Annotated in this window: 22 protein-coding genes, 1 pseudogene and 1 riboswitch; of the genes and pseudogenes, 12 read left to right on the top strand and 11 right to left on the bottom strand. The window is 45.0% G+C overall.

Going from position 1 to position 25891, the window contains the following annotated elements; all coding sequences use genetic code 11:
- Nucleotides 1–2213, top strand: a 2213-nt coding sequence (locus QUA97_RS17305; RefSeq protein WP_333195305.1) for a glutamate synthase-related protein, incomplete at its 5' end; no start/stop codon positions are given.
- A gap of 673 nt (nucleotides 2214–2886) precedes the next feature.
- Here QUA97_RS17305 and QUA97_RS17300 read toward each other — a convergent pair.
- On the bottom strand, nucleotides 2887–3303 hold the full coding sequence (locus QUA97_RS17300; protein ID WP_333195326.1) for a helix-turn-helix domain-containing protein: 417 nt from the start codon (nucleotides 3301–3303) through the stop codon (nucleotides 2887–2889).
- Nucleotides 3304–3951: 648 nt separating this feature from the next.
- On the opposite strand from QUA97_RS17300, the gene QUA97_RS17295 reads away from it, so the two are divergent.
- Entirely contained in the window at nucleotides 3952–4413 is a 462-nt protein-coding gene (locus QUA97_RS17295) for a VOC family protein (RefSeq protein WP_194067243.1), read from the top strand.
- Nucleotides 4414–4439: 26 nt separating this feature from the next.
- Here QUA97_RS17295 and QUA97_RS17290 read toward each other — a convergent pair whose 3' ends face one another.
- On the bottom strand, nucleotides 4440–7061 hold the full coding sequence (locus QUA97_RS17290; protein ID WP_333195304.1) for a PAS domain S-box protein: 2622 nt from the start codon (nucleotides 7059–7061) through the stop codon (nucleotides 4440–4442).
- Nucleotides 7062–7205: 144 nt separating this feature from the next.
- Between QUA97_RS17290 and QUA97_RS17285 the strand changes: the two genes are divergently transcribed.
- Nucleotides 7206–7421: a hypothetical protein gene (locus QUA97_RS17285; RefSeq protein WP_333195303.1), complete on the top strand. Its 216-nt coding sequence runs from the start codon at nucleotides 7206–7208 to the stop codon at nucleotides 7419–7421.
- Between the two features lie 877 nt (nucleotides 7422–8298).
- Here the strand turns inward: QUA97_RS17285 and QUA97_RS17280 are convergent.
- Nucleotides 8299–10449 (bottom strand): sensor histidine kinase, encoded by a 2151-nt coding sequence (locus tag QUA97_RS17280; protein WP_333195302.1) that lies wholly within the window; start codon nucleotides 10447–10449, stop codon nucleotides 8299–8301.
- 145 nt (nucleotides 10450–10594) lie between these two features.
- A pseudogene (locus QUA97_RS17275) lies at nucleotides 10595–10943 on the bottom strand (slr1659 superfamily regulator).
- Between QUA97_RS17275 and QUA97_RS17270 the strand changes: the two are divergent.
- The 4 genes from QUA97_RS17270 (at nucleotide 10830) to QUA97_RS17255 (ending at nucleotide 14140) form a co-directional block, all read left to right on the top strand.
- Nucleotides 10830–11171 (top strand): hypothetical protein, encoded by a 342-nt coding sequence (locus tag QUA97_RS17270; RefSeq protein WP_333195328.1) that lies wholly within the window; start codon nucleotides 10830–10832, stop codon nucleotides 11169–11171. The pseudogene QUA97_RS17275 and the gene QUA97_RS17270 sit on opposite strands and share 114 nt — an antisense overlap.
- A gap of 108 nt (nucleotides 11172–11279) precedes the next feature.
- The gene (cynS, locus tag QUA97_RS17265) at nucleotides 11280–11723 is read left to right on the top strand and encodes a cyanase (RefSeq protein ID WP_194009919.1); all 444 of its coding nucleotides are present in this window, start codon (nucleotides 11280–11282) and stop codon (nucleotides 11721–11723) included.
- Between the two features lie 380 nt (nucleotides 11724–12103).
- A complete protein-coding gene (gene clpX, locus QUA97_RS17260; RefSeq protein ID WP_333195301.1) occupies nucleotides 12104–13486 on the top strand; it encodes an ATP-dependent protease ATP-binding subunit ClpX in 1383 nt (460 codons plus the stop codon).
- Nucleotides 13487–13552: 66 nt separating this feature from the next.
- Entirely contained in the window at nucleotides 13553–14140 is a 588-nt protein-coding gene (locus QUA97_RS17255) for a type IV pilin-like G/H family protein (protein WP_333195300.1), read from the top strand.
- On the opposite strand, the gene QUA97_RS17250 is transcribed toward QUA97_RS17255, so the two are convergent.
- From QUA97_RS17250 to QUA97_RS17240, 3 genes are all read right to left on the bottom strand, one after another.
- Nucleotides 14132–15406, bottom strand: coding sequence for a serine/threonine protein kinase (locus QUA97_RS17250; protein WP_333195299.1), 1275 nt, complete (start codon nucleotides 15404–15406; stop codon nucleotides 14132–14134). The genes QUA97_RS17255 and QUA97_RS17250 overlap by 9 nt on opposite strands.
- An 87-nt stretch (nucleotides 15407–15493) precedes the next feature.
- The gene (locus QUA97_RS17245; protein ID WP_333195298.1) at nucleotides 15494–17500 is read right to left on the bottom strand and encodes a serine/threonine protein kinase; all 2007 of its coding nucleotides are present in this window, start codon (nucleotides 17498–17500) and stop codon (nucleotides 15494–15496) included.
- 6 nt (nucleotides 17501–17506) lie between these two features.
- Nucleotides 17507–18133, bottom strand: a complete 627-nt coding sequence (locus QUA97_RS17240; protein WP_333195297.1) for a Uma2 family endonuclease — start codon at nucleotides 18131–18133, stop codon at nucleotides 17507–17509.
- Between the two features lie 169 nt (nucleotides 18134–18302).
- Nucleotides 18303–18449: riboswitch (cobalamin riboswitch) on the top strand.
- A 22-nt stretch (nucleotides 18450–18471) separates the two neighbouring features.
- Between QUA97_RS17240 and QUA97_RS17235 the strand changes: the two genes are divergently transcribed.
- The 3 genes from QUA97_RS17235 to QUA97_RS17225 all read left to right on the top strand — a co-directional run bounded on the left by QUA97_RS17235 (nucleotide 18472) and on the right by QUA97_RS17225 (nucleotide 21091).
- Nucleotides 18472–18882 carry a DUF1636 domain-containing protein gene (locus QUA97_RS17235; RefSeq protein ID WP_333195296.1) on the top strand — a complete coding sequence of 137 codons (411 nt, stop codon included), beginning with the start codon at nucleotides 18472–18474 and terminating at the stop codon, nucleotides 18880–18882.
- A 186-nt stretch (nucleotides 18883–19068) separates the two neighbouring features.
- Complete coding sequence (gene cobW, locus QUA97_RS17230) at nucleotides 19069–20103, top strand: cobalamin biosynthesis protein CobW (protein ID WP_333195295.1); 1035 nt, start codon at nucleotides 19069–19071, stop codon at nucleotides 20101–20103.
- Nucleotides 20104–20410: 307 nt separating this feature from the next.
- A complete protein-coding gene (locus tag QUA97_RS17225; RefSeq protein WP_194067254.1) occupies nucleotides 20411–21091 on the top strand; it encodes a CADD family putative folate metabolism protein in 681 nt (226 codons plus the stop codon).
- Between the two features lie 324 nt (nucleotides 21092–21415).
- Here QUA97_RS17225 and QUA97_RS17220 read toward each other — a convergent pair whose 3' ends face one another.
- Together QUA97_RS17220 and QUA97_RS17215 are read right to left on the bottom strand one after the other, a co-directional pair.
- Complete coding sequence (locus QUA97_RS17220) at nucleotides 21416–22252, bottom strand: metal ABC transporter permease (protein ID WP_333195294.1); 837 nt, start codon at nucleotides 22250–22252, stop codon at nucleotides 21416–21418.
- Nucleotides 22253–22386: 134 nt separating this feature from the next.
- Nucleotides 22387–23106, bottom strand: coding sequence for a metal ABC transporter ATP-binding protein (locus QUA97_RS17215; RefSeq protein ID WP_333195293.1), 720 nt, complete (start codon nucleotides 23104–23106; stop codon nucleotides 22387–22389).
- Between the two features lie 89 nt (nucleotides 23107–23195).
- On the opposite strand from QUA97_RS17215, the gene QUA97_RS17210 reads away from it, so the two are divergent.
- Entirely contained in the window at nucleotides 23196–24218 is a 1023-nt protein-coding gene (locus QUA97_RS17210) for a metal ABC transporter solute-binding protein, Zn/Mn family (RefSeq protein ID WP_333195292.1), read from the top strand.
- Nucleotides 24219–24554: 336 nt separating this feature from the next.
- Here QUA97_RS17210 and QUA97_RS17205 read toward each other — a convergent pair whose 3' ends face one another.
- Nucleotides 24555–24818, bottom strand: a complete 264-nt coding sequence (locus QUA97_RS17205; RefSeq protein WP_194067258.1) for a DUF7219 family protein — start codon at nucleotides 24816–24818, stop codon at nucleotides 24555–24557.
- A 272-nt stretch (nucleotides 24819–25090) separates the two neighbouring features.
- Entirely contained in the window at nucleotides 25091–25258 is a 168-nt protein-coding gene (locus QUA97_RS17200) for a metallothionein (RefSeq protein ID WP_194067259.1), read from the bottom strand.
- A gap of 146 nt (nucleotides 25259–25404) precedes the next feature.
- On the opposite strand from QUA97_RS17200, the gene QUA97_RS17195 reads away from it, so the two are divergent.
- Entirely contained in the window at nucleotides 25405–25815 is a 411-nt protein-coding gene (locus tag QUA97_RS17195) for an ArsR/SmtB family transcription factor (RefSeq protein WP_194011987.1), read from the top strand.
- Nucleotides 25816–25891 lie beyond the last annotated feature (76 nt).

Genomic DNA, 25891 nt, shown 5'->3' with positions numbered 1-25891 from the left:
CTGCCACCGAAGCAAAAATGACACCAATTGGTGACAAAAATGCCGAAGCAAAAATGACACCAATTGGTGACAAAAATTCGGAAACTGCCACCGAAGCAAAAATGACACCAATTGGTGACAAAAATCCTGAAACCGCCTACGACCATTACGAGGTTTACAAGCAACAGCTAGAAAACCGCCCGGTAACGGCTTTGCGGGATTTGCTGGATTTTGTGAGCGATCGCCCTGCCATTCCCATTGAAGAAGTAGAATCTGTAGCAGATATTGCCCGTCGCTTCGCCACCGGCGGAATGTCCCTCGGCGCTTTGTCCCCGGAAGCCCACGAAACACTGGCCATTGCGATGAACCGCATCGGCGGCAAATCTAACTCCGGCGAAGGTGGCGAAGATCCGATTCGATACAATGTGCTGAACGATGTGAGCGCGGCGGGTTTCTCACAAACCCTACCTCACTTAAAAGGTTTGCAAAACGGCGATACAGCCTGTTCGTCAATCAAACAGGTAGCTTCCGGGCGTTTCGGTGTAACTCCCGAGTACCTGATGAGCGCCCAACAAATCGAAATTAAAGTCGCACAAGGTGCGAAACCGGGTGAAGGCGGTCAATTACCAGGGCCGAAAGTGAGCGAGTACATTGCCTATTTACGCCGATCGAAACCAGGTGTCACTTTGATTTCGCCTCCTCCTCACCACGACATTTATTCGATCGAGGATTTGGCGCAGTTGATTTTTGACTTGCACCAAATCAATCCAAAAGCTGGAGTTTCGGTGAAGTTGGTGTCGGAAGTCGGCATCGGGACTGTAGCCGCCGGTGTTGCGAAGGCAAATGCTGATGTGATTCAAATTTCCGGTCACGATGGCGGTACCGGTGCGTCTCCACTTAGTTCGATCAAGCACGCGGGTTCTCCGTGGGAACTCGGTTTGACTGAAGTTCACCGGGTGTTGATGGAAAACAAGTTGCGCGATCGAGTTTTGCTGCGGGTTGACGGTGGCTTTAAAACGGGCTGGGACGTGATTGTAGGCGCTTTGATGGGCGGCGAAGAGTACGGTTTCGGCACGGTGGCAATGATTGCTGAAGGCTGTATTATGGCTCGCGTTTGCCACATGAATAGTTGTCCCGTGGGCGTAACAACTCAACAGGAACATTTGCGGAAACGGTTCCCTGGAACGCCGGAGCACGTGGTTAATTTCTTCTATTTCGTAGCAGAAGAAGTGCGGAGTTTGTTGGCGAAATTAGGTTATAAGTCGATCGCAGATATTATCGGCCGCGCGGATTTGCTGACAATGCGCGAAGGGGTGCAACTAACTAAAACTCAAGCGATTAATTTGGATTGTTTGATGAAGTTACCGGATACTAAGGGCGATCGATCTTTCTTGATTCACGGCGATGTACACACCAACGGGCCAGTCTTGGATGACGATTTGCTCGCGGATGCTGAAATTCAAAGCGCGATCGCCAATCAAACCAGTGTTAGCAAGAGTGTAAAATTGGTGAATACCGATCGCACTGTGGGAGCACGTTTATCAGGTGCGATCGCCAAGCAATACGGTGACACCGGCTTTAGCGGTGAGATCGTCCTCAACTGCACGGGTAGCGCGGGCCAAAGCTTCGGCGCGTTCAATTTGCCGGGAATGACGCTGGTGCTGTCAGGCCAAGCTAACGACTATGTTGGTAAGGGGATGCACGGTGGCGAAATTGCGATCGCACCGCCGGCTGGTGCGACGTATGATGCTTCGGAAAATGCGATCGTCGGTAACACTTGTTTGTACGGCGCAACGGGGGGAACTCTGTTGGCTGCGGGCAAAGCGGGCGAACGGTTTGCGGTGCGTAACTCGATGGCGAAAGCAGTCATTGAGGGTGCCGGCGATCACTGCTGCGAGTACATGACTGGCGGCGTTATTGTCGTGTTAGGAAAAGTCGGCCGCAACGTCGGCGCTGGAATGACTGGCGGTTTGGGTTATTTCCTCGATGAAGATGGCAGTTTCCCGGCTCACGTCAACGGGGAGATTGTGAAGATGCAGCGGGTTTCTACGGCTGCTGGGGAGGCGCAATTGAAGGAGTTGATTGAGATGCAGCGCGATCGAACCGGCAGCAAAAAAGCCGCGAAGATTCTCGCAAATTGGTCGGAATATTTACCTAAATTCTGGCAAGTTGTGCCGCCGAGTGAAGCAAATTCACCGGAAGCTTCGGAACAAAAGATTGCTGTGGAAGTGTAATTGTACAGTTGCTTAAATAGATGAGGGGCGACGCGAGTTGCCCCTTTTTTTGGATTCCTCCTTACTTACTATAGCAATCCTAAATCATTTTCTAGGTATAGGTGTACTGATAGATTTTGGGGAAATCAAATTTATGTTCCTTTTTGAAAAACTCAAACAACAATTTAATTATCTTAAAAGACTTACATAAATACCAATACTTTCGTAAAAAAAAATTAGCTTGTAACCAAATATCTTCAACCGGATTCAGTTCGGGAGCATTGGGAGCAAATAAAATACCAGTGATGGACTAATCATCAGGTTATTTCTCACGATTAACTTCTGAACAATAATCTCTAAATTCTCCATATCTATGATAAATAGCTACATCCCAAATCAAGATAATTTTCCGCAATGAGTATTTATTTGGTAAGTCTTTTTTTTATGAATTCAACTGTTGATTTTAAATCCCCCGATTTATAAACTTTAACATGGAATTTTTGGGTTTGATAATGAGCGTGCACCAAAATAAGTTTGTCTATTTTTTTGATTGGTAATTGGGACTTCAATTCTTAGATAGGAGCGACCCCAAGCTTAGCCATTAATATCGCCATGAAGTAGATGACATTCATCTAAAAAAAATACTATTATTTCTCTAAATTCTATGCCAAACTTGTTTTTGGCTCAAATATTGTTAATTTATTCCCTCTTTTTTTACCAGTTCGGGTTCAGATTTGGGATGGATTTTCTGAGTTTTTTTCCAGACGATCTTCGCCAGAGATAAAAGTTCATAATAGCTCTGTTTAGATTTATGGCTGACACCAAATTCTCGCTCTAAATAAGTAACTCCCTCATCAAAATCCCAATATTCTTTATTCTTTAGCCCTTCGATTACTTCAGTTTTGTGTAGAGATGTTAAAGCTCCTTTTGACCCTTTATGCCCTAGTCTGATTCCTGCGATGCCTTTGGTTTTAAATTGTTTTTTCCAATAACCAATAAAAATTTTACTTACACGCCATATTTTGCTAATTTCATGGTAGAGCTTACCTTTAATAGCCATCCTTACAGCTATTGCTCGCTTGAGTTCTCTGACAGTTCGATCGCTTTTAATGAAAGATTCTAACGCCGCTCTTTCTTTTTCTATATCTTTCTGTGGCAGTTGTAAGTTATTAATCTTTTTATTGTCACAATCAATTATTGCATATAATTATAGCGGTTCTCACAAAAGTGAGGTATGCCCTAGGCCCACGGAAGCCACGGAGGCCTATCCCGAATAGTACCTCATATGAGAGAAAAGAAAAGCTACATATCATAATAAGTGTAGATAATGATTTAGGATTGCTATAGTCTTAAACATTATCAGCGCCCAAACGAACCAAAGTCTTTTGATGTAAGGGTTTTAGGCTTATTCAGCAAGCCCTATTTACTCGCTACCCCTTGACAGATCAAGACAGTATCTACAAAATGCTAATAACTAATGACCAATGACTACCCTTCGACTTCGCGAGCGGCTAAAATGACCACCCTTCGACTTGCTTCGGCTCCCTTCGGCTTCGCTCTTCGGGCAAGACGCTGGCTCACAAGTCGCTCTTCGGGCAAGATGACTGATGACTGATATCAAATCCTCTCTTCATCGGAATGATTCAGATATATATTCTCGGACTCTGTGTACTCTGTGTTCTAGCGCCGGTTAAATCACCTGACGATCCAACGGTCAACGATATGATGACTTCTTCTATAACATTCGCAATTGACAACCATGCAAACTAACGAAAACACCGTCAAAATTGCCCTCGCGCCGGGGACTTTGCGCCGCGTTCACCATATCGCTTTAAACGTGCGGGACATGAAAGCTTCCCGCTACTTTTACGGTACAATTCTCGGTTTGCACGAACTCACAGGTGCAGAAATTCCCGCAAGTTTAACAGAAATGGTAGCAGCGGGTAAAGTGGCTAATTTCATCACCCCAGACGGGACTGTAATTGACTTATTTTGGCAGCCAGATTTGGAACCGCCAAACCCAAACCCGGAGAAAGCTTTTACTCGCGCCAACCACTTGGCTTTTGATATCGATCGCGATTTGTTCGATCGCGCGATCGAAGTGCTAAAATCTAATCAAATTGCGATCGACAGCGGCCCCGTCACGCGCGCTACAGGACGCGGCATTTACTTTTACGATCCCGACGGATTTATCATCGAAATCCGCTGCGATGCAGATTAAACGGTCGCTATCTGGTTTGCGGTGCGCTATCCACGCCCTACATTTACTAGATTTAAAGTTGTGTCACTTCCCTCTTTGCTAACAGGTTGCTTCGGCCAAGTAAATCTAAAAATTGCTCCTTCACCTTCCGCAGATTCCAGCGAAATAGTGCCACCTTGGCCTTCCACAATCTTCTTCACCAGCGACAAACCAATGCCAGTATTTTCAACTTTATCGCGAGCTTCCAAGGTCTGAAAAATCACAAAAACTTTATCGTGATATTGAGCAGCAATCCCCGGCCCGTTATCGGCTACTGAAAATTCATAAAAATCATCTAACTCTGTAACGGATATATTTACATGACCTGATTCAGCTCGATTGTGCTTGATAGCGTTGCTAATTAAATTAGCAAAAACCTGCTGCAACAGCAATTTTTCGGCGACAAAAGTTGGCATTCCCGGTTCAACTTTTACCTCAAATCCCGCCGGCGGTGCCAAGGAATCAATAATTTCTGCTAATAAAATCTCAACTTTTACGGTTTCTGAAGGTACTTGAATGCGCCCGACGCGGGAATATTGCAGCAGTCCCTCAATCAATCCTTCCATCCTGTGAACTCTGCCGCGCAGCAGGTTCATTTGGTGCAGAGTATCCTCTGTCATGGACTCGCTGAGGTCTTCTTCTATCCAACTGCTGAGATTGGCGATCGCCCTGAGCGGCGCTTTCAAATCGTGAGAAACCACATAAGCAAACTGGTCTAATTCTTGATTCCGCTTTCTCAAAACACTCGTCATTTGAGCCAGCGACTGCGCCGTCCAACTCAACTCTCTAGCGCGCAACTTAAGAGATTCCTCAGCTTGTTTGCGTTCCCTAATATCCTCTATCACACACATCAAAAATTGACTGCCATTTTGTTCTCGCAGCAGCGAAACCGTCAAGTTTGTCCACACCAACTCTCTGTCTGGGCGGACAAAGCGCTTTTCTACACAGTAATTATCAATTTCTCCTGCTAACAATTGGCGCAAAAATCCTAATTCCTTTGCTAAATCTTCCGGAAAAGTAATCTTTTGAAATTTTTTCTCCATCAATTCTTGACGACTGTAGCCCAAAATTTCGCAAAGTTTTTGGTTGACCAACATAAATTTGCCTTCTACACTGGTTTGGGCCATGCCGACTGCCGCTTGTTCAAAAGTATGACGAAACCGGAGGGCACTTTCAGCCAAGGCAATTTCTGAACGTTTGCGATCGCTAATATCGTTGCTGATTTCCAAAATTGCCACCGGTTGATCTTGCTCGTCGTGCTGCAAAGTCCACCTGCTGGCCACCGTTATTTTTGTGCCGTCTTGCTTGGTTCGCACCATTTCTCCTTGCCAAGAACCATGCTCAAAAAGCATTTTTTGGATTTGCTCAAAAGGCTGCTTCCATTCAGTTTGCAAAAGATCGTGAATATTTTTGCCTGTTGCTTCCGACTTCCGCCATCCGTAGAGAAACTTCGCCCCCAAATTCCAATAATAAATCTCCCCTTTCAAGTCTAGTACCGCGATCGTATCGTTCGCCAAATCCAGCATTTGCGATTGCTTGCGGAGAGTTTCTTCAGTTTGTTTTCTTCCTCTGATATCGCGGCAAATCGCAATAAACAAGTGTTGATTTTTCAGACGCATTTCGCTGATAGCCAACTCCATCGGAAACTTAATTCCGTCGCTGCGAAGTCCCATTGTTTCTTGCTGGTAAGTTGTCAGCTTAGCATTAGGATTTAATGTGAAATATTCGATCGAATAATCTCCGGCGCTGCAGTGCGGTTGCGGTTGAGCTATCAGCCGGCGGAGGTTCGAGCCAATTGCGCGATCGGCACTTTTGCCAAAAATCTTTTCGGCTGCCGTATTAAAAGACTCAATATTTCCCCGTTCATCCAAAGTAATGATCGCGTCAGCCGCATTATCTACCACAGCTTGAATGCGAGTTTTGCTTTCTTCTAAGCCAGCTTCCCGCTTCTTCAATTCCTTCTCTAAACTATCAAATAAATACCAGCAAGCCACGGCACCCAAACAGCCGACAAGCAAACCACCTATTTGCAGGAAATTAGTTAAATCTCTCAACTCCCGTATTTGCCGCTCTTGAGCGTTCTGGTAAGCTTTGTTTGCTTCACCAAACGTATCAATTTTGTCGCGCAGCTTATCCATCTTCAATTTGCCTATAGCGAACACCTGATTTATTTCTGGCGACGGCACTCTTGTTGCCGAACTATCGAGCTGCTTTAAAATGTTTTGCAAGAAATTGATGTGTTGTTCGGTAATTGTTTTGATTTCTGCAAATTCCTGAGCTTGCGGTTGATTTTTCCCCACCATCAACTTGAGTTTAGCTAACAGCGGAGGCAAATTCTTTTTTGCTTCTAAATATGGTTCGAGAAATTCGGGGCGCTTCGTTAACCCGTAACCGCGAATTCCGGTTTCTGCATCCACTATCGCTGTTAACAAGCGGTTAGCTTCCTGAAGTATTTCCTTATTAGTATTTGCTTGATTTCTGAGCTGTATGGCACTCTCGCGGAGTCCTGAAATTGCGATTAGTGAGGCAAACATACCAATCAGGGGGATGGCAACGATGACTGTTCCCCGCTGGCGAATTGGTCGGTTTGTCCATATCAGTTGGACTAAGCGATCGAGCAAATACTTCACGGATCTTCAAGGAGAAAGTTTGCTGGCAGTATATCGCTTTTTGGCAATTTATGCTATTGATTAAGTTGGTTTTTTTGTTGGGCGCGAGGCCGGGCGTAACCGTGGAAACTAGATCCGGCCCGGCGCGATGGCTATCTGCTGAGAGTGACAACAGATTTTTTAGCCAGCTTTTTGAACGGAGGCAATGAGAAGGAAAGGCGTTTGTTCGGCAACGATATTGTAGGCGAAGCAGGAATTGTTGTTTCTGCTTTACCTGCGTTTTCGCTTTCGGCTTTTGCTTTCCAACTAGAGTCTGTGGCGGAAGGGTTCTCAACTGTTGCGATTACAGTAGTCCACCTGCCTGTAGCGGGATCGCGATGACAAGTGAAAGGATTTGTGTTTAGCGGTTGACTGCAAGGTTTAATCGACATATAGATGCACTCCTTTGATTCTGATAACTTGCGCGCTGTTGAAGGCGGCATTGCTATGAAGCCTGTAGAGGCTGCTGTTGGAAGGCCCTTCGGATTCGGTAAAAGACACCTATGGTGTTTCTGCCTCCTTAAGCCTGTGAGAATTCCTGATTTCCTGTTAACTTTTGCCTTCTAGTGGTTAGCGACCCTAGCATTATTTTTATCAAATTGTCTTTCTACAAGCAATCCCCCCTCAATCTGATTGAGGTGCGACTTTTGAATAATGCAGCGAGGCGCTAGATCCGGGCGACGGCACAAGTCTAGGATAATAAGATATTCTAAGCTGGGAACAAATATTATTGTGTGATGAGCAACAGAGGTCGATCGCGATCGGTGTCACAATTAACAGATTATGATCCTTAGGGATAGGTCTTTAGGAATAGCTCATATAGCCTGTCTCAAAAAGCTCAGGATTTTAGATTTTAGATTTTAGAGTGATGCCTCATTTTTGTGAGAACTGCTATAGCCTTTCGAACTCTCATAGAAGGTACTATGCGGTATAGGGCATAGGGCCTAGGGCACAGGGCATACCTCACGTTTTTGAGAAAGGCTATACATTAAGTGCGATCGATGACCACAACAAAAACGGTTCGTAGTGCGGACTTTATTGATTGCATTCAATCCACCGGACATGATATTATTAGGAGTTTGTCATTGAGAATCGGTTGACTAATGACTAATGACTAATGACCAATGACTAATGACCAATGACCAATGACCAATGACCAATGACCAATGACCAATAACCAATAACCAATAACCAATAACTAATAACCAATAACTAATAACTAATGACTAATCTCAACTTGCGCCTTTAATTTAACAGTAAAAGTAGAGCCGACATCCAACTGACTATCAAGACTAATATCGCCGCCCATCATCTGACAAAACAAGCGGCTAATCGTCAATCCCAAACCGGTGCCGCCGTACTTGCGAGTAGTCGAAGCATCGCCTTGCACAAAAGGTTGAAACAAACTCTGCTGCTGCCCGACCGACATTCCAATGCCGGTATCAGATACCTGTAAATAAACCCAATTGCTGCCGCCTGCTGGTTCCCTAGTCGCGCTCAGCAGCACCGTCCCGCCTTCGGTAAACTTCAAGGCATTCGAGAGCAAATTGAAGAGAATTTGCCGGACTTTAGTTAAATCTGCATACATGACTCCCAAATTCGGAGAGTAAGAAACCTGCAATTGATTGTGATTTTTTTCGACTAAAGGGTGCAAAGTTGCAACGACTTCTTCTATTAAATTGCCGATATCAAATTCTTCTAAGTAAAGCTCCATCCGACCTGCTTCTATCTTAGAAAGGTCGAGAATGTCGTTGATTAAAGTCAGCAAGTGTTTGCCTGCGTTACGAATTTTTTGGGTATCGGGAATGATGTTTTTTAGTCCCGATTCGAGTGCTTCTTCTTGTAGCATTTCGCTGTAACCGATAATGGCGTTGAGCGGTGTCCGCAGCTCGTGGCTCATGTTGGCTAAAAAAGTGCTTTTAGCTCTGGAAGCTGCTTCAGCTTTGTGTAAGGCTTCTTGCAAGGCTATTTCGGCTCTTTTGCGCTCGGCAATTTCGATGCGGAGCAGTTTGTTGGCGGCGGTGAGTTGAGCGGTGCGCTGATCGACGGTCATTTCTAGCTGGGCTTTGGCTTTGGAAAGTGCTTCCTGAGCGCGCTGGCGTTCAAATCCTTCGATCGCCAGCGCGACCAAATTTGCTAAAGAATCGGCGAAGGTGCGTTCCTCCAGAGCCCACTGGCGGGGCGCGCCGTGTTCCAAGGAGAGGATGCCTACGATCTGACCGCCGAGCCTAATTGCTACATTTAATATGGATGAGTTTGGTTTATTGGGATTCGGTAGCGCGGCGGAGTGTTGGGCTACCGAAGATGAGTGGCACAAATTTGTTTCGATCGAGTTTGAAGTATTGGGCGCAGTTTTTAATGCTTTGTCCTCAGCTAAGTTTTCCCCCGGTGCGTCGCCTTCGACATCATCTAAGATTGATGAAAATTGTAAATCGCTTGTCACCGATAGGGGCTGGCGGCTCAAATGATTCTCGCTGGTGCGATCGTACAGGTCGAGACAAACTAATCTGAGGTTGGAGATTTTAAATTTAGAATGATTGACCAAATCTGGGTTTTCTGCTCGGGCGGCGGTTTCTGGATCGAGTGATTCTGTTTGGCTGCGGGCGATCGCTCTGTTGATAAAATTTAGCTGGGGTTCGATCGAATAGCGACTGCCAAATCTGAGATGGTTGTAAAGCCAGACGCTGACTTTTTCCACCTCCAAAGTACGGGCTGCAGCCTCGGTAATTTCGCGAATTCCCACATTCAGCGCACCGCTGTTGAAAGTCCTCTGCCGGCCTAGCTGCAACAAAGCCAGACTCTGGCGGCGGAGACGCTTTTCGCTCTCTTTGAGGGTTTGTTCTGCTTCCTTGCGCTGGGTGAGGTCGTACAAGGCGCACAATGCTGTCTGTTGACCGTTAAACAGCAGGGACTCAACGGAGATTGTGGCCCAGAAGGGAGTACCGTCTGACTTTTTGCAGTGGAGTTCGTAGTTTTGGAGGTATCCGTTTTTGGCGAGGGCTTCTAGTACCTTTGGGCGATCGTCCGGGTTTAAATAAAAGTCTGGGGTGCTGCAGCCGATCAATTTTTCTAGGGGTATGTTCAGCAGAGAAGCCAGTTGAGAATTCGCATACATAATTAAGCCGTCACCGAGGCGAGAAACCAATACCGGAACGGGAGTTGCTGAGGCGATCGCCCGAAACTGCTCTTCGCTCGATCGCAGCGCCACATCAGCTTTAGAGAGCAAGTGAGCGTCCATCGTGTCCGAATGTTCGGTAGTAGTCTCCAGCAAAATTTCTAGGTCAGCTTTTTCGCGCTTCAAGTTTTCAAGTTCCGCACTCAGCCGCTGAACGTCCAAAAGTAGCTGTTCTCTCGATGGTTCTTCCTGCATGGCAATTGACAATTGGTATTTTTTAGTTGGGTCGGAAGTTTTTTAAGGTTCGGGGCTAGCTTAACTATGACTTACGAGCCTTCACTTGAGTCTCCCGATCTCGGTTCTCGGACTTGGGGTGGGACTCACATAGAGCTTGGGCGATTTAGTATTTTAATTGTAAGTGCAAGGAAGGGATCGGCCGCTGTAAATTTTTCAGGATTTTTCCCCGCCAGGGTATTTGTTTAGAGCCTTTTAGGGTTATTTGAATATTTTTTTGCTGGCGCACTTCGATCGCAAATTTTGAGAGGATGTTAATTCCCGAACTATTTAAGAATTCTGGCTTTCGTAAGTCTAAAGCAATCGTGTTTGGCGAGGAGTCAGCAACGAACTCGAGCAGCATGGGCGATCGGCGCGTATTCTTGGGCCTGTTTGAGCCGGAACGAGCCGCAGCAGGTGATTGTTTGGGCAGCGCGATCGTACTCAATGCTATAATCTTTAACCTGAATCTCCATACTCAGTTGCCGGTTGTGAACGGTCAAGAAGTTGTGGCTGCGGTAGCCAGCCACCCGTGCGTCAGGCTGGAGCGATCGAATTTCTGCCTAAATGTTGCCCAATGCCTTGGTTGGTGTAATTTGCACTGCATCTACTGCCAACTCTACCATTGTGGCAGGGCATTTATGAGTTATTTTGCGATCGATCTGTTGCAAGTTGTGGAAGTTGACGAGACCAGCTTTTGCTGAAATTCCGAGTTATCAATTCAGTTTGTTTTTTCGCTTTGCTATTGACAAAATCCCCAAAATGTGAGAGAAATTTCACATCTAGCACCTCAGTGAGTTGGAGAATATTTAATGGCAATTTCTGAAATTACAGAAAAGCTTTTGGCTGCTAAAAAAGCTAAGGGAATTAGTTTGGCCCAATTGGAAAAACTTTTGGATCGCGACGAAGTTTGGATTGCTGCGGTTATTTACCGTCAAGCTACGGCATCGATCGATGAAGCAGAGAAAATTGCCTCAGCCTTGGGACTGTCGGGCGAGATGGCTGCGCTGCTGACAGAACCTCCGTTAAAAGGTTCTTTGGATGCTGCTGTTCCGGTAGACCCGTTGATTTATCGCTTCTATGAAATCATGCAGGTGTACGGAATGCCACTCAAAGCAGTAATCCACGAAAAATTTGGTGACGGGATTATGAGCGCGATCGACTTTACTATGGATGTCGAGAAAGAAGCAGACCCAAAAGGCGATCGAGTAAAAATAATTATGTCAGGCAAATTTTTGCCCTACAAAAAATGGTAAGCCCGTGCCGCTTTGCCCGAAAGTGAAAATTTAAAATTTAAAATATGGTCCCAGGGCTGACGACTAATGACCGTGCCTCAAAAGTGCTAACTTAGAAATAGAGACCGCGAAGCTTGACCAGGCAAAAATTGAGACAAGCCCCTGACTTAACTCGTGTATATCCCCAAGTTTTAGACCAAGGTTCAACTTCAAAAATTTATTTGTGGAGTAAATCTCAAATCTCAAATCTCAAACTCGTACCCTCGCGAAGCCGAAGTATCTCAAATCGACAGACTGGCTTGGGTGTTCTTTCGGGAAATTTTTCTAGGGCAAAGATATCGCTCCCGCCGCAACTTCCCCAGTCAAAACAAGCAACCGCAACCGTAAAGTAAGAGGCAAATATGTCAAAGTATGACTCCAATCTCAGATGCTCCTTTTGCGGCAAGTCGCAGGAGTACGTCCGCAAGTTAATAGCTGGGCCCGGCGTGTACATTTGCGATGAATGCGTGGAACTGTGCAATGAAATTTTAGAGGAAGAATTTTTTGACTCTAGCAAAACAATTGGTCAACAGATTCCTCAATCAGAGGTGCGAGAGTCTCAGGGACAAGGAACGCGACGCCCGAGTCGATCGAACAAATCTAAAATTGTCTTAGCCCAAATTCCCAAACCCACAGACATTAAACAGCATTTAGACAACCACGTCATCGGCCAGCACTCAGCCAAAAAAGTCCTTTCTGTCGCAGTTTACAACCATTACAAGCGCTTGAGCGCCGACCAAGCCAAAGACAGCGGCAAATCTTCCCCCGACGGCGATGTCGAACTGCAAAAATCCAACATCCTGCTAGTCGGGCCCACAGGTTGCGGTAAAACTTTGTTAGCGCAGAGTTTGGCGCAAATGCTCGAAGTTCCTTTTGCGGTAGCCGACGCAACGACGCTGACAGAAGCTGGATATGTCGGCGACGATGTAGAAAATATCTTGCTGCGACTGTTGCAAATGTCGGATTTTGATGTCGAATCAGCACAGCGCGGGATTATTTATATTGACGAAATTGACAAGATTGCTCGCAAAAGCGAAAACACTTCGATTACCAGAGATGTATCGGGAGAAGGAGTGCAGCAAGCGCTGCTGAAAATGTTGGAAGGAACGGTGGTTAATGTTCCCCCGCAAGGCGGCCGCAAACATCCTTACCAAGATTTTATTCAAGTTGACACGAGCAAGATTCTATTTATTTGCGGCGGTGCTTTTGTCGGTTTGGAAAAAATAGTCGATCAGCGTTTGGGTAAAAAATCCTTGGGCTTTATTCAGCCAAATGAAAGTGACAGCAACTCGACAATGGCTGCGAAGGATAAGCGGGCTGTTGATATTTTGCAACAGGTACAGCCGGACGATTTAGTTAAGTTTGGTTTGATTCCTGAGTTTGTCGGGCGGATTCCGGTGGTGACGGTGATTTCGCCGCTGGATGAAGCGGCTTTGATGCAGATTTTGACCGAGCCCCGGAATGCGCTGGTGAAGCAGTATCAAAAGCTGTTGAAGATGGACAGTGTGGAGTTGGAATTTGAGCCGGATGCGCTGCGGGCGATCGCCCAGGAGGCCTACCGCCGCAAAACCGGCGCGAGAGCTCTCCGCAGCATTTTAGAGGAGTTAATGCTGGATGTGATGTACGAGTTGCCTTCTCGCAAGGATGTTGCTAACTGTACGATTACCAAGGAAATGGTCGAGAAGCGATCGACTGCGGAATTGCTGTGGCATCCCGCATGGCACAAACAGCACGAAACAGCTTAATTTGTAGTATGTAGGGTGTGCGGCGCGCACCCTGCAAACTTAGCAAGATTTTAGGGCACTAAAAAAATGTCAGCAGATATAGATAAAAAAAGTAAAACATACAGCCTTTCACTATCCAGTTTGCTGGTACGGACTGTAATTTACAGCGGTTTTATGGCTGGTATACTAGCATCTTTTTACAATTTCCAACTCAATACTATTGTCATCTCAAGCAGTCCGAAATCTCCGGCACTACAAACAGATCTGGCTTCGATCAATAAAGCGCAGGAAGATTACTATGCAAAAAATAACAAATTTAGTGATTCCCTGGAAGGGTTGGCTATACAAGGTCTCAGCAAAGCTCAATATTATTACCACATTGACTCATTATTAATAAACCCAGTTCAAACGTTGGAGAATAAGCGCGAACCAGCACAATTTGAAAGCGCGATCGCATTTTCTCAAAAGCTGGATTCCGTTAGCCAAAAAGACGACAGTCCAGTATATATAGGAGCAGTATTTGCTTTCAAAAAAGATGTTAGCAATCAACTAATAACTATTTCGGCAATCTGCGAAAGCGAGCCGGAAAAGGAGGTGGATCAAATCAATCTGATACAGCCAACTTTTGACGGCACAGAAATTCACTGCCCGCCCGGTACAAATATTTTAAGGTAATACCTTTAAACTATTTTGTGTCATTCTTTGATTGTCTAAATAAAATTCAAACTTCCAATTCCCAGGCTTGTCATCCTTTGTAAAATTGTACCCGCACCAAGTATTTAGTCGATCTGCGGTTGTTCTTAAACGAGATAGACCGTCGGCTGCCAATTTTCCTTGAGAGTCAAATACGCGACAAGTACCGTAATATTCTCCCGGTGAGAAATTAGTAATACTGACAGCAAAATAGACTTTATGTGTTTTTTTTAAAGAGACAAAATCTATAATTTTATCCGATTTTAGTTCGCTAGTTAACATCACTTGAGTCACAGGTTTTAACTTCGGTTTGCTGGTTTCTGGTTGGGATTTAACTACTTGTTGAGGTTCCTGACATTTCAAAATAAATGGGAGTAAAATAGCAGCACTTGCTGTCAACAATCCGACTGATATCAGTGCAAGTTTTGATTTTTTAGGCGGGAGAACTACATTGAGGGGAATCAAAGCGTTGAGGGCCGCATCTGCGGAAGCATAGCGGTGTTTAAAATTTGGTTCCACCATTTTTTGCAGCCAGTCAAGAAATTCTGGAGTTAGCTGCGGTAAGCGATGTTTAAAATTAATCCGCCCCGTCTCATCCATCAAGCTGCCCACTTCGGTAGAATTGATGCCGATTAGCAAGCAAATTAGCGTGGCGCCGAGACTGTATAAATCCGATGCGACTGTTAGCTGGCGGTTGAAAATTTGTTCGGGCGGCATAAAGCCCAAGGTACCTTTGACAACGCTGCTGGCGGCTACTTCTCCCCCACCGATTCTAGCAAATCCGAAATCGACAAGGCTGACATTTAGGCGATCGTCCACCAAGATATTTTCTGGCTTCAAATCTCGGTGGATAACTGGTGGCACCCGATTTTGCAGGTATTTGAGTATTTCTAAAACAGAAATAGCAATTTGCTTGGTTTGTTGCGGTGTTTGCTGGCGCGAAGTAGCGAGGGAATTAGCATCTTTGTATTCCTGTACCATGCAGAAACCCGATGCAGTTTGGAAAGAATCTAAATAGCGGGGAATATTGGGGTTATCGAGGGCGCGCAAAATCTGAATTTCTTTTTCATAAGCTTGATATTCCGCCCAATTAGCGCCAGTCTGGGCAAATTGAAATTGTTTGACAACGACGGAACGTTTGGTATTAATTTCGGTAGCGAGATAGGTAACTCTACCGCCCGCGCGGTTGTGTCCGAGTTCGCGAGTTACTTGATAGCCGTAGTTGGAAAAATCAGGGAAATCATTCATAGGTTCGTAATGATAAATTCTGTCACAAAAAGGTTTTTAGTAAGGACTTTAGTCCTCAATAACTGAGTAAAACAAGCGAGCAATTGTTTAAGGTTTAATTAAACTTGCTTGTAATTTGCGATACTTAGCAAGGATTCTATTTGGTTTAAAAACACTCATCTCAAGTAATGGAATACCAGTGACAGCTAAAGAGGCGATTATAGCTCCTCCTACAGCTACTATTTCCATTGGTTCAACCCATTCTCGTTGGGCGACAACGTTTAAAAACAGTCGAAATGCTACTACCAAGCTAGTACAAAATCCGGTCGTAAGAAAAGCTATTTTGTCATTATAAATGTTAATTATTCTTCTGAGGGTAGTCTGCCCGTCAATCCGATTATGAAAAATCCTATAAACTATCATGCAACACAAATAAACTATCATGCAACATAAATTGCTTAGGAAAATAAAAAATGCTGCATTGAAAGCCTCATCGAATATCATTGCCACGAAAGAAAACAATGCAAACAATGCAAATAATAAAAATTGCCCGATAATAGCAATAATCATAGCCAAATTCCTATTCATCATACTTCCAAGTGCAGCTCCACATAAACTAAAGAATATCAGCGCAATTACCATCCCTATCGAGGCAGCAATTGATAGAATTGTATTGTTCGATAGGGGTAAATTACGAATAACTTCAGTAACAACAGACAAAACGAAAAAATATAAAATTAATCCTATTAGCGATCCTAATACTCCTCCTACCCAAGTTTTTTTATTTCCATGTGATTCTGCTAAGAGTGTGATTTCAGCAACTGCAAATCCATAGACTAAGCTCAGAATAATACCGAAAGCAATGTCATAGTTGTCGCCCCAATTAAAGAGAAAGCCGAATAACACCAACCAGCAGATAAAAATCAGGTTGCCCTTAGACAATAAAGTAGTTAGTTCTGGTATAGGGAGGGGAGCTGTTGTGACTTTAATTTTGAGTTGATAAGTGTCGGGTTCGGAATTAGTATGCAAGATTATATAGCGCTCATAAGCTTGACTTGCCAACAATTGTTTGGTATCAACTAGGATTTTGCAAGCAACATTATTGCTCTCAAATTTCTGCGGCTCAAACGAGAGCCAAGGGTGATCGTAAGGTGTGTGCGGCGGGTCACTCGGATGTGGCGCGACTTCCCATCGCCCTGAAAGCATTGTATCGGGAATTGGGTTGCTAATTGCGATGGTTTGTGTTATTGTTTCTCCATATTCTGTAGCGGCAAATTCCAGCATATCGCGATTACTTCTCACTTTCGGCAAGCTGCTAACATCCAGAGATTCCAGAACAGCCAAAGCATCAGCAGCCGACTTGTATCTATCTTGAATTCTCGGCGCTACCATCCTGTCCAGCCAGTTCATCCAACCCTGCTGCAATGGCGGTACTAAATGCCGGAAATGAATGCTATAATTATCATCAATCAAGTTACCGACATCCACGGATTTTGTACCTGTTAACAAGCAAATCAGCGTCGCCCCCAAGCCGTACAAGTCGGATGCTTTTGTTAATTTCCGGTTGAACATTTGCTCTGGTGGCATGAATCCCATTGTGCCTTTGACAACGCTGCTGGCGGCGATATCTCCGCCTCCTAAGCGGGCAAAACCGAAGTCTACTAGGTAAACATTTAACTCGTCGTCGATTAACAGGTTTTCCGGTTTGATGTCGCGGTGAATTACGGGCGGTTTTTGGGATTGCAGGTAAGCTAAAATTTTTAAAGTGCCGATCGCAATTTGTTTAATATCCGGCGGCGAAAAATTTCGGGCGATCGCACTTTCGGCATTTTTGTATTCCTGCACCATGCAAAATCCGCTGTCAGTCCCAAAAGCATCGAGATAGCGGGGAATTCCAGGGTGTGCGAGCTTTTTGAGCACTTTAATTTCTTGTTCGTAAGCTTCGTATTCTGTCCAGCTAGCACCTAATTGCGCGAATTGAAATTGCTTAATTACAACTAATTTTTGAGAGTTCGTATTTTTTGCTAAATAGGTAACTCTACCACCGAGACTGTTGTGGCCAAGTTCTCTTTCAATTTGATAGCCGTGAGTTGAAAAATCGGTGAAGGCATTCATATAGTTTCACTCCTCAGATTCAGATTCAGATTCAAAATCCACGCGATCGTAAATATCACCCAACCGCATCTCAAACTCCACACAACTCAATTGTAATACCGTATCAGCACCATCATACTCAGACAAAATCCACTTATTATCATCCGTCTTGCAAAAATGTTCAACGTGCATCTCGTATTGATCGATCAAAACATACTCTCGAAAACTAGGAATAGAACGGAAAAGCTTAAACTTGCCGCCCCTGTCATAATCCTCCGTCGATGGCGATAAAACCTCAGCCACCATCACCGCATTAGTAATCGTATCTTTCCTACCCTCAGCAAACTCCAACTTCCCCGCCACCAACATTACATCAGGATAAGTATAAACCCGCTTCGACGGTATCCACAAACGCAAATCGTTGATAAATACTCGATACGGTTGTCCTTTCGTAGCAAAATTTAGTGTACCGCTCAAATTAAGAGCTATTTGATTGTGATTTGGTGTTCCGCCTGTCATAGGGATTATCCTGCCATCCTGATATTCACTTCTAAATTCTGCGGCTTCTTCCAGTTTTAAATACTCTTCAGGAGAGTAATAAGTATGTACTTTTTCCTCAACTACTTGTTGGCGGATTTCTGTTAATGCGGTCATCGTATATCCTCGGACGATCGTACTTACAATTATACAGGAATTTAATCCTTAAAAAATTGGAATGTCAGGACTAAAATCCTTGCTAAGAACGGGGTTGATTTATGTGTGTAGATATTAAAACTTGCTTTTACCAAGATAACTTTTTTGGAAAAGGGCGCCAAGTGCGGTATGATGTGAAATTGCGATCGGTTCTAGCGGGGAGCAGCCGCTAGAGGAAACGGGGAAAGTTCGGTGCAAGTCCGGCGCTGTCCCGCAACTGTAATGAAACCCTTGTGGTTTATAAAGTCAGAATGCCCGCCGATATCTAACTCACTTTTGAACGCATCTGCGAGGTACGGATGATGGATGGAATTAATGCGGCTGTACGCACAAAGCACAGTCTGTTTGTTTGTACTGCTTGCGCTAGTATTTGGAAAGACGGCAAGCGCGAAGGCAAAAGCGGCGGCCAACAATTTATGGAAGATTTATCGAAACTCGCTAAAGATTGGGAGTTTTGCGATCGATTTGAGATTCAAGAGGTTGAGTGCATGAGTGCTTGCAGTCACTCTTGTGCGGTGTCTTTTGCTGCTGTTGGAAAGTACACTTATCTATTTGGTGATTTGCCTGCAAATGAGCCGGAAAGCATCGAGGCTGTACTGGAATGCGCGGGTCAATACTATGCTAAAGCGGATGGTTTGTTGCCTTGGTCAGAGCGTCCTCAAGCTCTGAAAAAAGGCGTTTTGGCTAAAATTCCGCCGCTGCCTAATTAGAAATAAAATGAGGCGATAAGTTCTTGTTTTTACTCAAAGTCTATATCCCTTAAATCGCCTTTAAAAAGGGGGACTTTGAGTGTTTCGAGTTCTTCCTGTTTAAAACAGACTTTGAACTCTCTTCCCCCTTTCTTAAGGAGAGTGAGGGGAGATTTGGATCGTAATTCTCAACCTAAAAATAATTCAATGCACAAAATTCCTGTTACGGTGATCACTGGTTTTCTCGGTAGTGGCAAAACTACCTTAATTCGCCATTTATTGCAAAACAATCAAGGCCGCCGCATTGCTGTTCTGGTTAATGAATTTGGCGAAATCGGAATTGACGGAGAGTTGCTGCGCGATTGCCAAGTTTGCGATGAAGAAGAAACTGTCAGCAGCAATATTGTTGAACTGACAAATGGTTGTCTTTGTTGCACTGTTCAAGAGGAATTCTTGCCGACTATGCAAGAGTTGTTGAAGCGCAAAGACCAGATTGATTGTATCTTAATTGAGACTTCGGGCCTCGCACTTCCTAAGCCTTTGATTCAAGCTTTTCGCTGGCCGGAAATTCGCACGGGTGCTACTGTAGACGGTGTGGTTGCTGTTGTTGATTGCGAAGCTATTGCTAGCGGTAATTTTGTCGGTGATATCGATGCTTTGATGGCGCAGCGGCTGGCTGATGATAGTTTGGATCACGAAACTCCGATCGAGGAATTGTTTGAAGACCAGTTGGCCTGTGCTGATATGGTACTGTTAACGAAGGTCGATCGCGTGGATGCGGAAACTCAACAGAAAGTTCAAACCTGGTTGCAGCAAGAGTTGCGCCCGAGTGTAAAAATTGTTGCGTCTAAGGGTGGCGAAATTAACCCTGATGTGCTGTTGGGATTTAATGCGGCGGTTGAGGATGATTTGGAGTCCCGCCCGAGTCACCACGACACGGAGGAGGAACACGAGCACGATGATGATATTAACTCGACTTTCTTTATTGCCGATCGCGAATTTGAACCGCAAGCTTTGGTGAAAAAGCTGAAAGCCTTGATGCAGCAGGAAGAAATCTATCGGATTAAGGGGTTTGTGGCGGTTCCCAAGAAGCCGATGCGGATGGTGTTGCAAGGTGTGGGCGATCGTATAGAATATTTTTACGATCGCCCTTGGCAACCTTCCGAAGTCCGTCAAACCAAATTAGTGCTGATCGGAAGAGAGTTGGAGCGCGATCGAATTGCAGCTATAATTAGCAGTTAATTATCCGAAATTATTAGTCATACCGCGTGCGCTCGGCCCCACTACAAACGGTTCGCAGTGCGGATTTCAGTCCGCTTTAGGCTGTGGACACTGACAGAAGCACGCGCTAACAACTTCGATGGCGGTTAATAATAATCGCCCGCGATATCAGCATCAACAACGATTCGATCCAAACACAAACAATTGAAAATTTAGTCTTGACAAAATGCTAGATTACGATAACATTTTAGTCAAGGACTGAATTCCTCACTACTAACCCATTTTATCGCAGGTTTGCTGCACTATCCTTAAAGGGCGATCGACAATTATGAACAAACAGCAATTTCTCGAACAACTCAACAGCATTCTCGACCAAAACCACCTGCTGAAACACCCATTCTACCAAATGTGGAACGAAGGCAAACTAGACATCGCCATGCTGCAAGAATATGCACAAGAATACTACCTGCAAGTCCACAACTTCCCCACCTACGTCAGCGCTACCCACGCCGCCTGCGACGACATCAAAATTCGTCAAATGCTCCTCGAAAACCTGATAGAAGAAGAGAGAGGCGCAGCAAATCACCCCGAACTGTGGCTGCGCTTTGCCGAAGGTTTGGGTTTAGACAGAAATGCAGTTCTCGAACGCGAACACTTAGAAAAAACCACCGAATCCGTCCGCATTCTCAAAGACTTAGCCCGCAGCGAATCTCCCGCCAAAGGTTTAGCAGCCCTTTACGCTTACGAAGCACAAATCCCCGAAGTTTCCACAACCAAAATCGCTGGTTTAAAGGAATTTTACGGCATCAATTCACAAGCAGCTTTATCTTTCTTTCAAGTTCACGAAAAAGCCGACGAGTTCCACTCCGAAGCCACTCGCGAAGCTTTGTTACAGGTTTGTGAAACTGAAGAAGCACAACAGGAAGCACTTTTAGCTGCTGAGAAAGCAACTTCTGCTCTTAATTTACTGCTGGATGGGGTTTATGAAACCTATTGTCAAGCTAAGTAAGCTTCAGTTGACTGTTGACAGTTGACAGTTGCTTTCTGGTAAAAAACGCATATTTGCAGGGCGGGTTGAAAAGCATTGGTGTCAACTTACTGTCAAACGTAGTAATAACTTTCTTGTTTGACGACTGGCCCAGATCTCCCCTTAGCTTGCCCCCTACTCGACCCCTACTCCCCTTAAAAAGGGGGGAACCGGAAAATATCAAAGTTCTCCTTCAAAAGGAGAGAACCGGATAGGATCAAAGTCCCCCTTCTTAAGGGGGATTTAGGGGGATCTAGACTCAGCTAGCAGCGAGATTTATCAAAATGTTTACACTGAATAGGACTATTATCCTCTCTTTCTTGTCAAAATTCCTTGACTGGGACTGAACAGCAAAGCTACTAAAAATAACCCAAACACAACTAATACAATTGCCGCACCAGACGGCATATTCAAATAATAGCTAAAATACATTCCAGCCACGCTAGCTACAATTCCAATAAGCGCTCCCAATCCCATCATTAAATGTAACTCTTTTACCAACAAATACGCCGTAATTCCCGGCCCGATTAATAGCGAAATTACTAACAGCGCCCCCACAGTTTGCAAACTCGCCACAATTGTCAGCGTAATTGCCGAAATCATTCCCAGGTAAATCCAGTTTACCGGCAAACCTGACGCTTGCGCTCCCAAAGGGTCAAAAGTATAGAATAGCAGTTCTTTGTAAAAGATTTTAACCGCCGCCAAAATTATCAAAGTTATGATAAAAGTCTGCTGTACGTCAGCGGGTGCAACTGACAAGATATTCCCGAACAAAAACCCGTCTAAGTCTAATTTGGTTGTCCGCAATAGGCTAATCAGCGTGACGCTAATTGCTAGAAATGTAGACAATATTAATGCCATAATTGCATCAATTTTTATGCGCGATTGCGATTGAATCCACGCCATGATTACCGCGCTGATAATTCCTGAGATAAATGCGCCGATGGAAATATTGAAGCCCAAGGAAAATGCAACGGGCAATCCTGCTAATACTGAATGGGCAATCATGTCTACCATCATTCCCATTTGTTGTACAATTAAGTAGGAGCCGACTACGGCGCAGAGTATTCCTAGCAAAATGCCGACGGCGATCGCATTTCGCATGAACTCGAATTTTAGTGGCTCAATCAGCAAATTTAACATTTATAGAAGAAGGAAGTTCGGCAACGGATTTAACGGATGATGGAAGATGATTGAACCGCGAAGACGCTTTAGGCGAAGCCGCGCGTCAGCGCTAGGACACGAAGGAAGAAGGAAGAAGGAACTTCCCCTTTGTCTCACGCTGCAACTAAGCTGAAATCGTATCCATAGGCTTTTTGAATATTGGTTGCGGTGAGGACTTCCCGGCTGGTTCCAGCGGCAATTAATCGTTTGTTGAGTAACAATAAATTATCGTATTGTTTTAAGGTTTCTCCTAAATCGTGGCTGATTACTAGCAAGGTTTTATTTTCGGCTTTGAGTTCGGCAAAAATATCGAAGATAATTTCTTCTGTTGCTTTGTCGATCGCATTAAATGGTTCGTCGAAGAAGAATAAATCGGCTTGTTGGGCGATCGCCCTTGCTAAGAAAATCCGCTGCTGCTGTCCCCCGGAGAGTTCGCCAATTTGCCGCGATCGCAAATCCCACATTCCCACCCGCAGCAAAGCAGTTTTCACCAATTCCTGCGACTGCTTCGAGAAACTGCGAAACCAACCAGTCTGGACAGTCCGCGCCATCATCACCGCATTTTGCACAGTAATCGGATAATCCCAGTCAATTTGCGATCGCTGCGGCACATAAGCCACCCGCGACAACTGTTCCTTCAACAACCGCCCCTGATATTTTACCAAACCCCGACAGGCCGGGATCAATCCCAGCATCGCTTTCACCATCGTGCTTTTCCCCGCGCCGTTGGGGCCGAACACCCCCGTTAATTGTCCGGGTTCTAACTGGAAATTCACGCTGTTGAGGGCCGAAATTCCTCGATAATTCACAGCCAAATCTTGCACTTCTAACATAATTCCAGATTTTGAGAACGATTCTTGTTCGTAGCTACTAGAATAGGATAACTCTAAAAGTAATAACGATTATCATTCCAGAGGTAAAAATGTTACAAAGATTGACCGGAAAAACCCCCAGATTCTGCGGTGCGGCGGTTTTGGCAATGGGTTTCGGGCTGGTTGGGTGCAGTTTGGGCCCCCAAGCCAACAATTCCACGCCCCAAAGTAAGGGCTCCAACTTGCCGAAAGTCGTCGCCACCACTGGCGTTATCTGCGATATAACGAAGGAAATAGCCCAAAGTTCGATCGACACCACCTGTCTAATTAAGCCCGGAGAAGACCCCCACGCCTACCAAACCAAGCCAGAAGACCGCAAAGCCATTGAAACGGGCAATTTGCTTTTATACGGTGGCTACAACCACGAACCAAGCATCATTAAATTAATTAAATCCAGCAGCAATCTCGCACCCAAAATCGCCGTACACGAACTCGCCGTTCCCAAACCGCTAATGGGCGAACACGAACACGAACCGGGGGAAGAAAAAGCAGAACAAAAATCCCCAGCCACCGACGAAAAAGTCCCCGACCCTCACGTTTGGCACAATCCTCAAAATGGCATCCGCATGGTAGCAATAATTCGCGACGAATTGATCAAAGTTTCCCCAAAAAATGCTCAACTTTACACCACAAATGCCGCCAAACTAACAAATGATTTAATAAAAATAGATACTTGGATTAAAGCACAAATTGCGACAATTCCGGCCAACCAACGCAAATTAGTCACAACTCACGATGCACTGAGTTACTATGCCAATGCTTACGGCTTAGAAATTGCTGGAGCTTTGCAAGGAGTGACCACAGAAGAACAGCCCGCAGCAGCAAGAATCGCGGAATTATCATCAGAAATTAAGACTGCAGGAGTGCCAACAATTTTTGTAGAAACCACAACTAATCCCAAGTTAATGGAGACTGTAGCGAGGGAAGCCCATGTCAAAATTTCCGACAAAGAACTTTATAGCGACGAGTTAGGAGGCCCCGGCACCGGTGCTGATACCTACGAAGGAATGCTAAAAACTAATACTTGTGCAATTACTTCTGGACTCGGCGGCAATTGTACTTTGCTCCCCTAGGGCGTGCATCGCGCACCACAAACTTGCTGAGCAAGCAATTACATTTACTGTCATTGCGAGGTTGGTGAAACACAGGGAAGCAATCGCAGAATTTATCGATATATAGCCTTTCTGTGCTCTGGTATGAGGTACTATGCGGCATAGGGCATAGGCCTCCGTGGGCATACCTCACAATGCTTGATAACCGCTATAGCTTAAAATTGTTGGTGTGCAGTGCAGGCCCTACGGTTAAGCTACGTGCGCCCGAAAGCTCCCTACATTTGCTGAGTGCACAGCAAAACGCAGCTATCGCAATCGCAGGGGTTTTCGATTGCACTTGCTGCATCTGCGGTGAATTTAAGGCGAGTTTTCCTCATCATCGCTAGTGGGGGGGTTTTGGCCAATTCCCAATTGCTTCTTAGAGGATTTTAAGTTTTTCCAAAGAGCCTTAATATCTTTATAAGCTTTCTCCGCGCTAATCTTTCCTCCTGTTTCCAGCGAGCAAATATAAGTTATTTTCTGAGCAAACTCCTGCAAGTTGGCATTAAATGCCAAGTTTTCTGGCGTAAAATCACCGTAGTAGCGATTGCGAGGATGTAAAAAATCTTCCCGCTCTTTCATAGGCCCCTCCTAATTCAAATTTTGGTTCTGTCTCTGCTATTAATAGCAGTCTTTGCACTTAGTATCGCGACGCTAACTTACTCTTATTGTATTCCGCTGGCAACAATTTTGCTTTTTCGCTTTGTACTTAGCCGGTCAAGGGAATTTTAACCTTTAATTACCCGTATTTTAACCTTAAGTTAACCTAAAAGCACAAAAATTGGGAAATGCGCTGTTCGCATCTCCCTTGAGATATATTTTACGGTTAGTGAACCTATTCTGAACCGAAATATTTATTTGTGGCACTCGCAGCCTGTGTGGCCGCAGCCCTTGCCGTTAGGATGCCCGTCAGCACAAGCACTGCAACAATAGTGCTTGCCGCTTTTTTCGACGGCTTCTGTGAGGGTGACAACGCACAAACAAGAAGGACAGGCGCATTTCATTTGGTTGACGGTGGTCATTTTACTTTCTCTTGGTGGGTTTGTTTCGCTCTACTAATATGTGAACATATATTCAGATTTATGTCAAGGAAAGGTCAAAGTTTTGTAACAAAAGGTAAGCGAATAGCGCTAATATGAAAATGAGAATTAAAACCAGCCGGGGAAAGATGTCACCGAAGTCTGCTGTTAACGGAGCGATCGCTCAGCCCGATCGAAAAAATGATACACCAATGTGCGATCGCCCGCATATAGTTGACAACGTCCGGGCTGGAGAAATGCAAACACAGGTACTCAACACGGCAAAAGCTCAGCGCATGGCAGAGTTTTTCAGTCTTTTGGGAGATGCGAACCGGCTGCGGCTGGTGTCGGTGTTGGCAAATCAAGAATTGTGCGTGTGCGACTTGGCGGCGGCTTTAAGTATGAGCGAATCGGCGGTATCGCACCAGTTGCGGGCGTTGCGGGCGTTGCGGTTGGTAAGTTATCGCAAAGTTGGGAGACAAGTTTTTTATAGTTTACTCGATCGCCACGTTTTAGAACTGTATCGAGCAGTCGCCGAACACTTGGACGAAGAATCTTAATTAGTCAGTAGTCAGTAGTCAGTAGTCAGTAGTCAGTAGTCAGTAGTCAGTAGTCAGTAGTCAGTAGTCAGTAGTC

This window comes from Microcoleus sp. CZ3-B2 (assembly GCF_036705055.1).
GTDB lineage: Bacteria > Cyanobacteriota > Cyanobacteriia > Cyanobacteriales > Microcoleaceae > Microcoleus.
Note: the sequence above shows the minus strand (reverse complement) of the source record. Positions and strands in the feature narration are given on the sequence as shown.

Excerpts from the sequence above, each read along its gene's own strand:
- QUA97_RS17270 (WP_333195328.1), top strand. The coding sequence starts at position 10,830 with ATGGGCGATCGGCGCGTATTCTTGGGCCTGTTTGAGCCGGAACGAGCC.
- QUA97_RS17195 (WP_194011987.1), top strand. The coding sequence starts at position 25,405 with ATGTCACCGAAGTCTGCTGTTAACGGAGCGATCGCTCAGCCCGATCGA.
- QUA97_RS17215 (WP_333195293.1), bottom strand. The coding sequence starts at position 23,106 with ATGTTAGAAGTGCAAGATTTGGCTGTGAATTATCGAGGAATTTCGGCC.
- QUA97_RS17220 (WP_333195294.1), bottom strand. The coding sequence starts at position 22,252 with ATGTTAAATTTGCTGATTGAGCCACTAAAATTCGAGTTCATGCGAAAT.
- cobW (WP_333195295.1), top strand. The coding sequence starts at position 19,069 with ATGCACAAAATTCCTGTTACGGTGATCACTGGTTTTCTCGGTAGTGGC.
- QUA97_RS17280 (WP_333195302.1), bottom strand. The coding sequence starts at position 10,449 with ATGCAGGAAGAACCATCGAGAGAACAGCTACTTTTGGACGTTCAGCGG.
- QUA97_RS17295 (WP_194067243.1), top strand. The coding sequence starts at position 3,952 with ATGCAAACTAACGAAAACACCGTCAAAATTGCCCTCGCGCCGGGGACT.
- QUA97_RS17205 (WP_194067258.1), bottom strand. The coding sequence starts at position 24,818 with ATGAAAGAGCGGGAAGATTTTTTACATCCTCGCAATCGCTACTACGGT.
- QUA97_RS17200 (WP_194067259.1), bottom strand. The coding sequence starts at position 25,258 with ATGACCACCGTCAACCAAATGAAATGCGCCTGTCCTTCTTGTTTGTGC.
- QUA97_RS17250 (WP_333195299.1), bottom strand. The coding sequence starts at position 15,406 with ATGAATGATTTCCCTGATTTTTCCAACTACGGCTATCAAGTAACTCGC.
- QUA97_RS17210 (WP_333195292.1), top strand. The coding sequence starts at position 23,196 with ATGTTACAAAGATTGACCGGAAAAACCCCCAGATTCTGCGGTGCGGCG.
- QUA97_RS17225 (WP_194067254.1), top strand. The coding sequence starts at position 20,411 with ATGAACAAACAGCAATTTCTCGAACAACTCAACAGCATTCTCGACCAA.
- clpX (WP_333195301.1), top strand. The coding sequence starts at position 12,104 with ATGTCAAAGTATGACTCCAATCTCAGATGCTCCTTTTGCGGCAAGTCG.
- cynS (WP_194009919.1), top strand. The coding sequence starts at position 11,280 with ATGGCAATTTCTGAAATTACAGAAAAGCTTTTGGCTGCTAAAAAAGCT.
- QUA97_RS17235 (WP_333195296.1), top strand. The coding sequence starts at position 18,472 with ATGATGGATGGAATTAATGCGGCTGTACGCACAAAGCACAGTCTGTTT.
- QUA97_RS17255 (WP_333195300.1), top strand. The coding sequence starts at position 13,553 with ATGTCAGCAGATATAGATAAAAAAAGTAAAACATACAGCCTTTCACTA.
- QUA97_RS17240 (WP_333195297.1), bottom strand. The coding sequence starts at position 18,133 with ATGACCGCATTAACAGAAATCCGCCAACAAGTAGTTGAGGAAAAAGTA.
- QUA97_RS17245 (WP_333195298.1), bottom strand. The coding sequence starts at position 17,500 with ATGAATGCCTTCACCGATTTTTCAACTCACGGCTATCAAATTGAAAGA.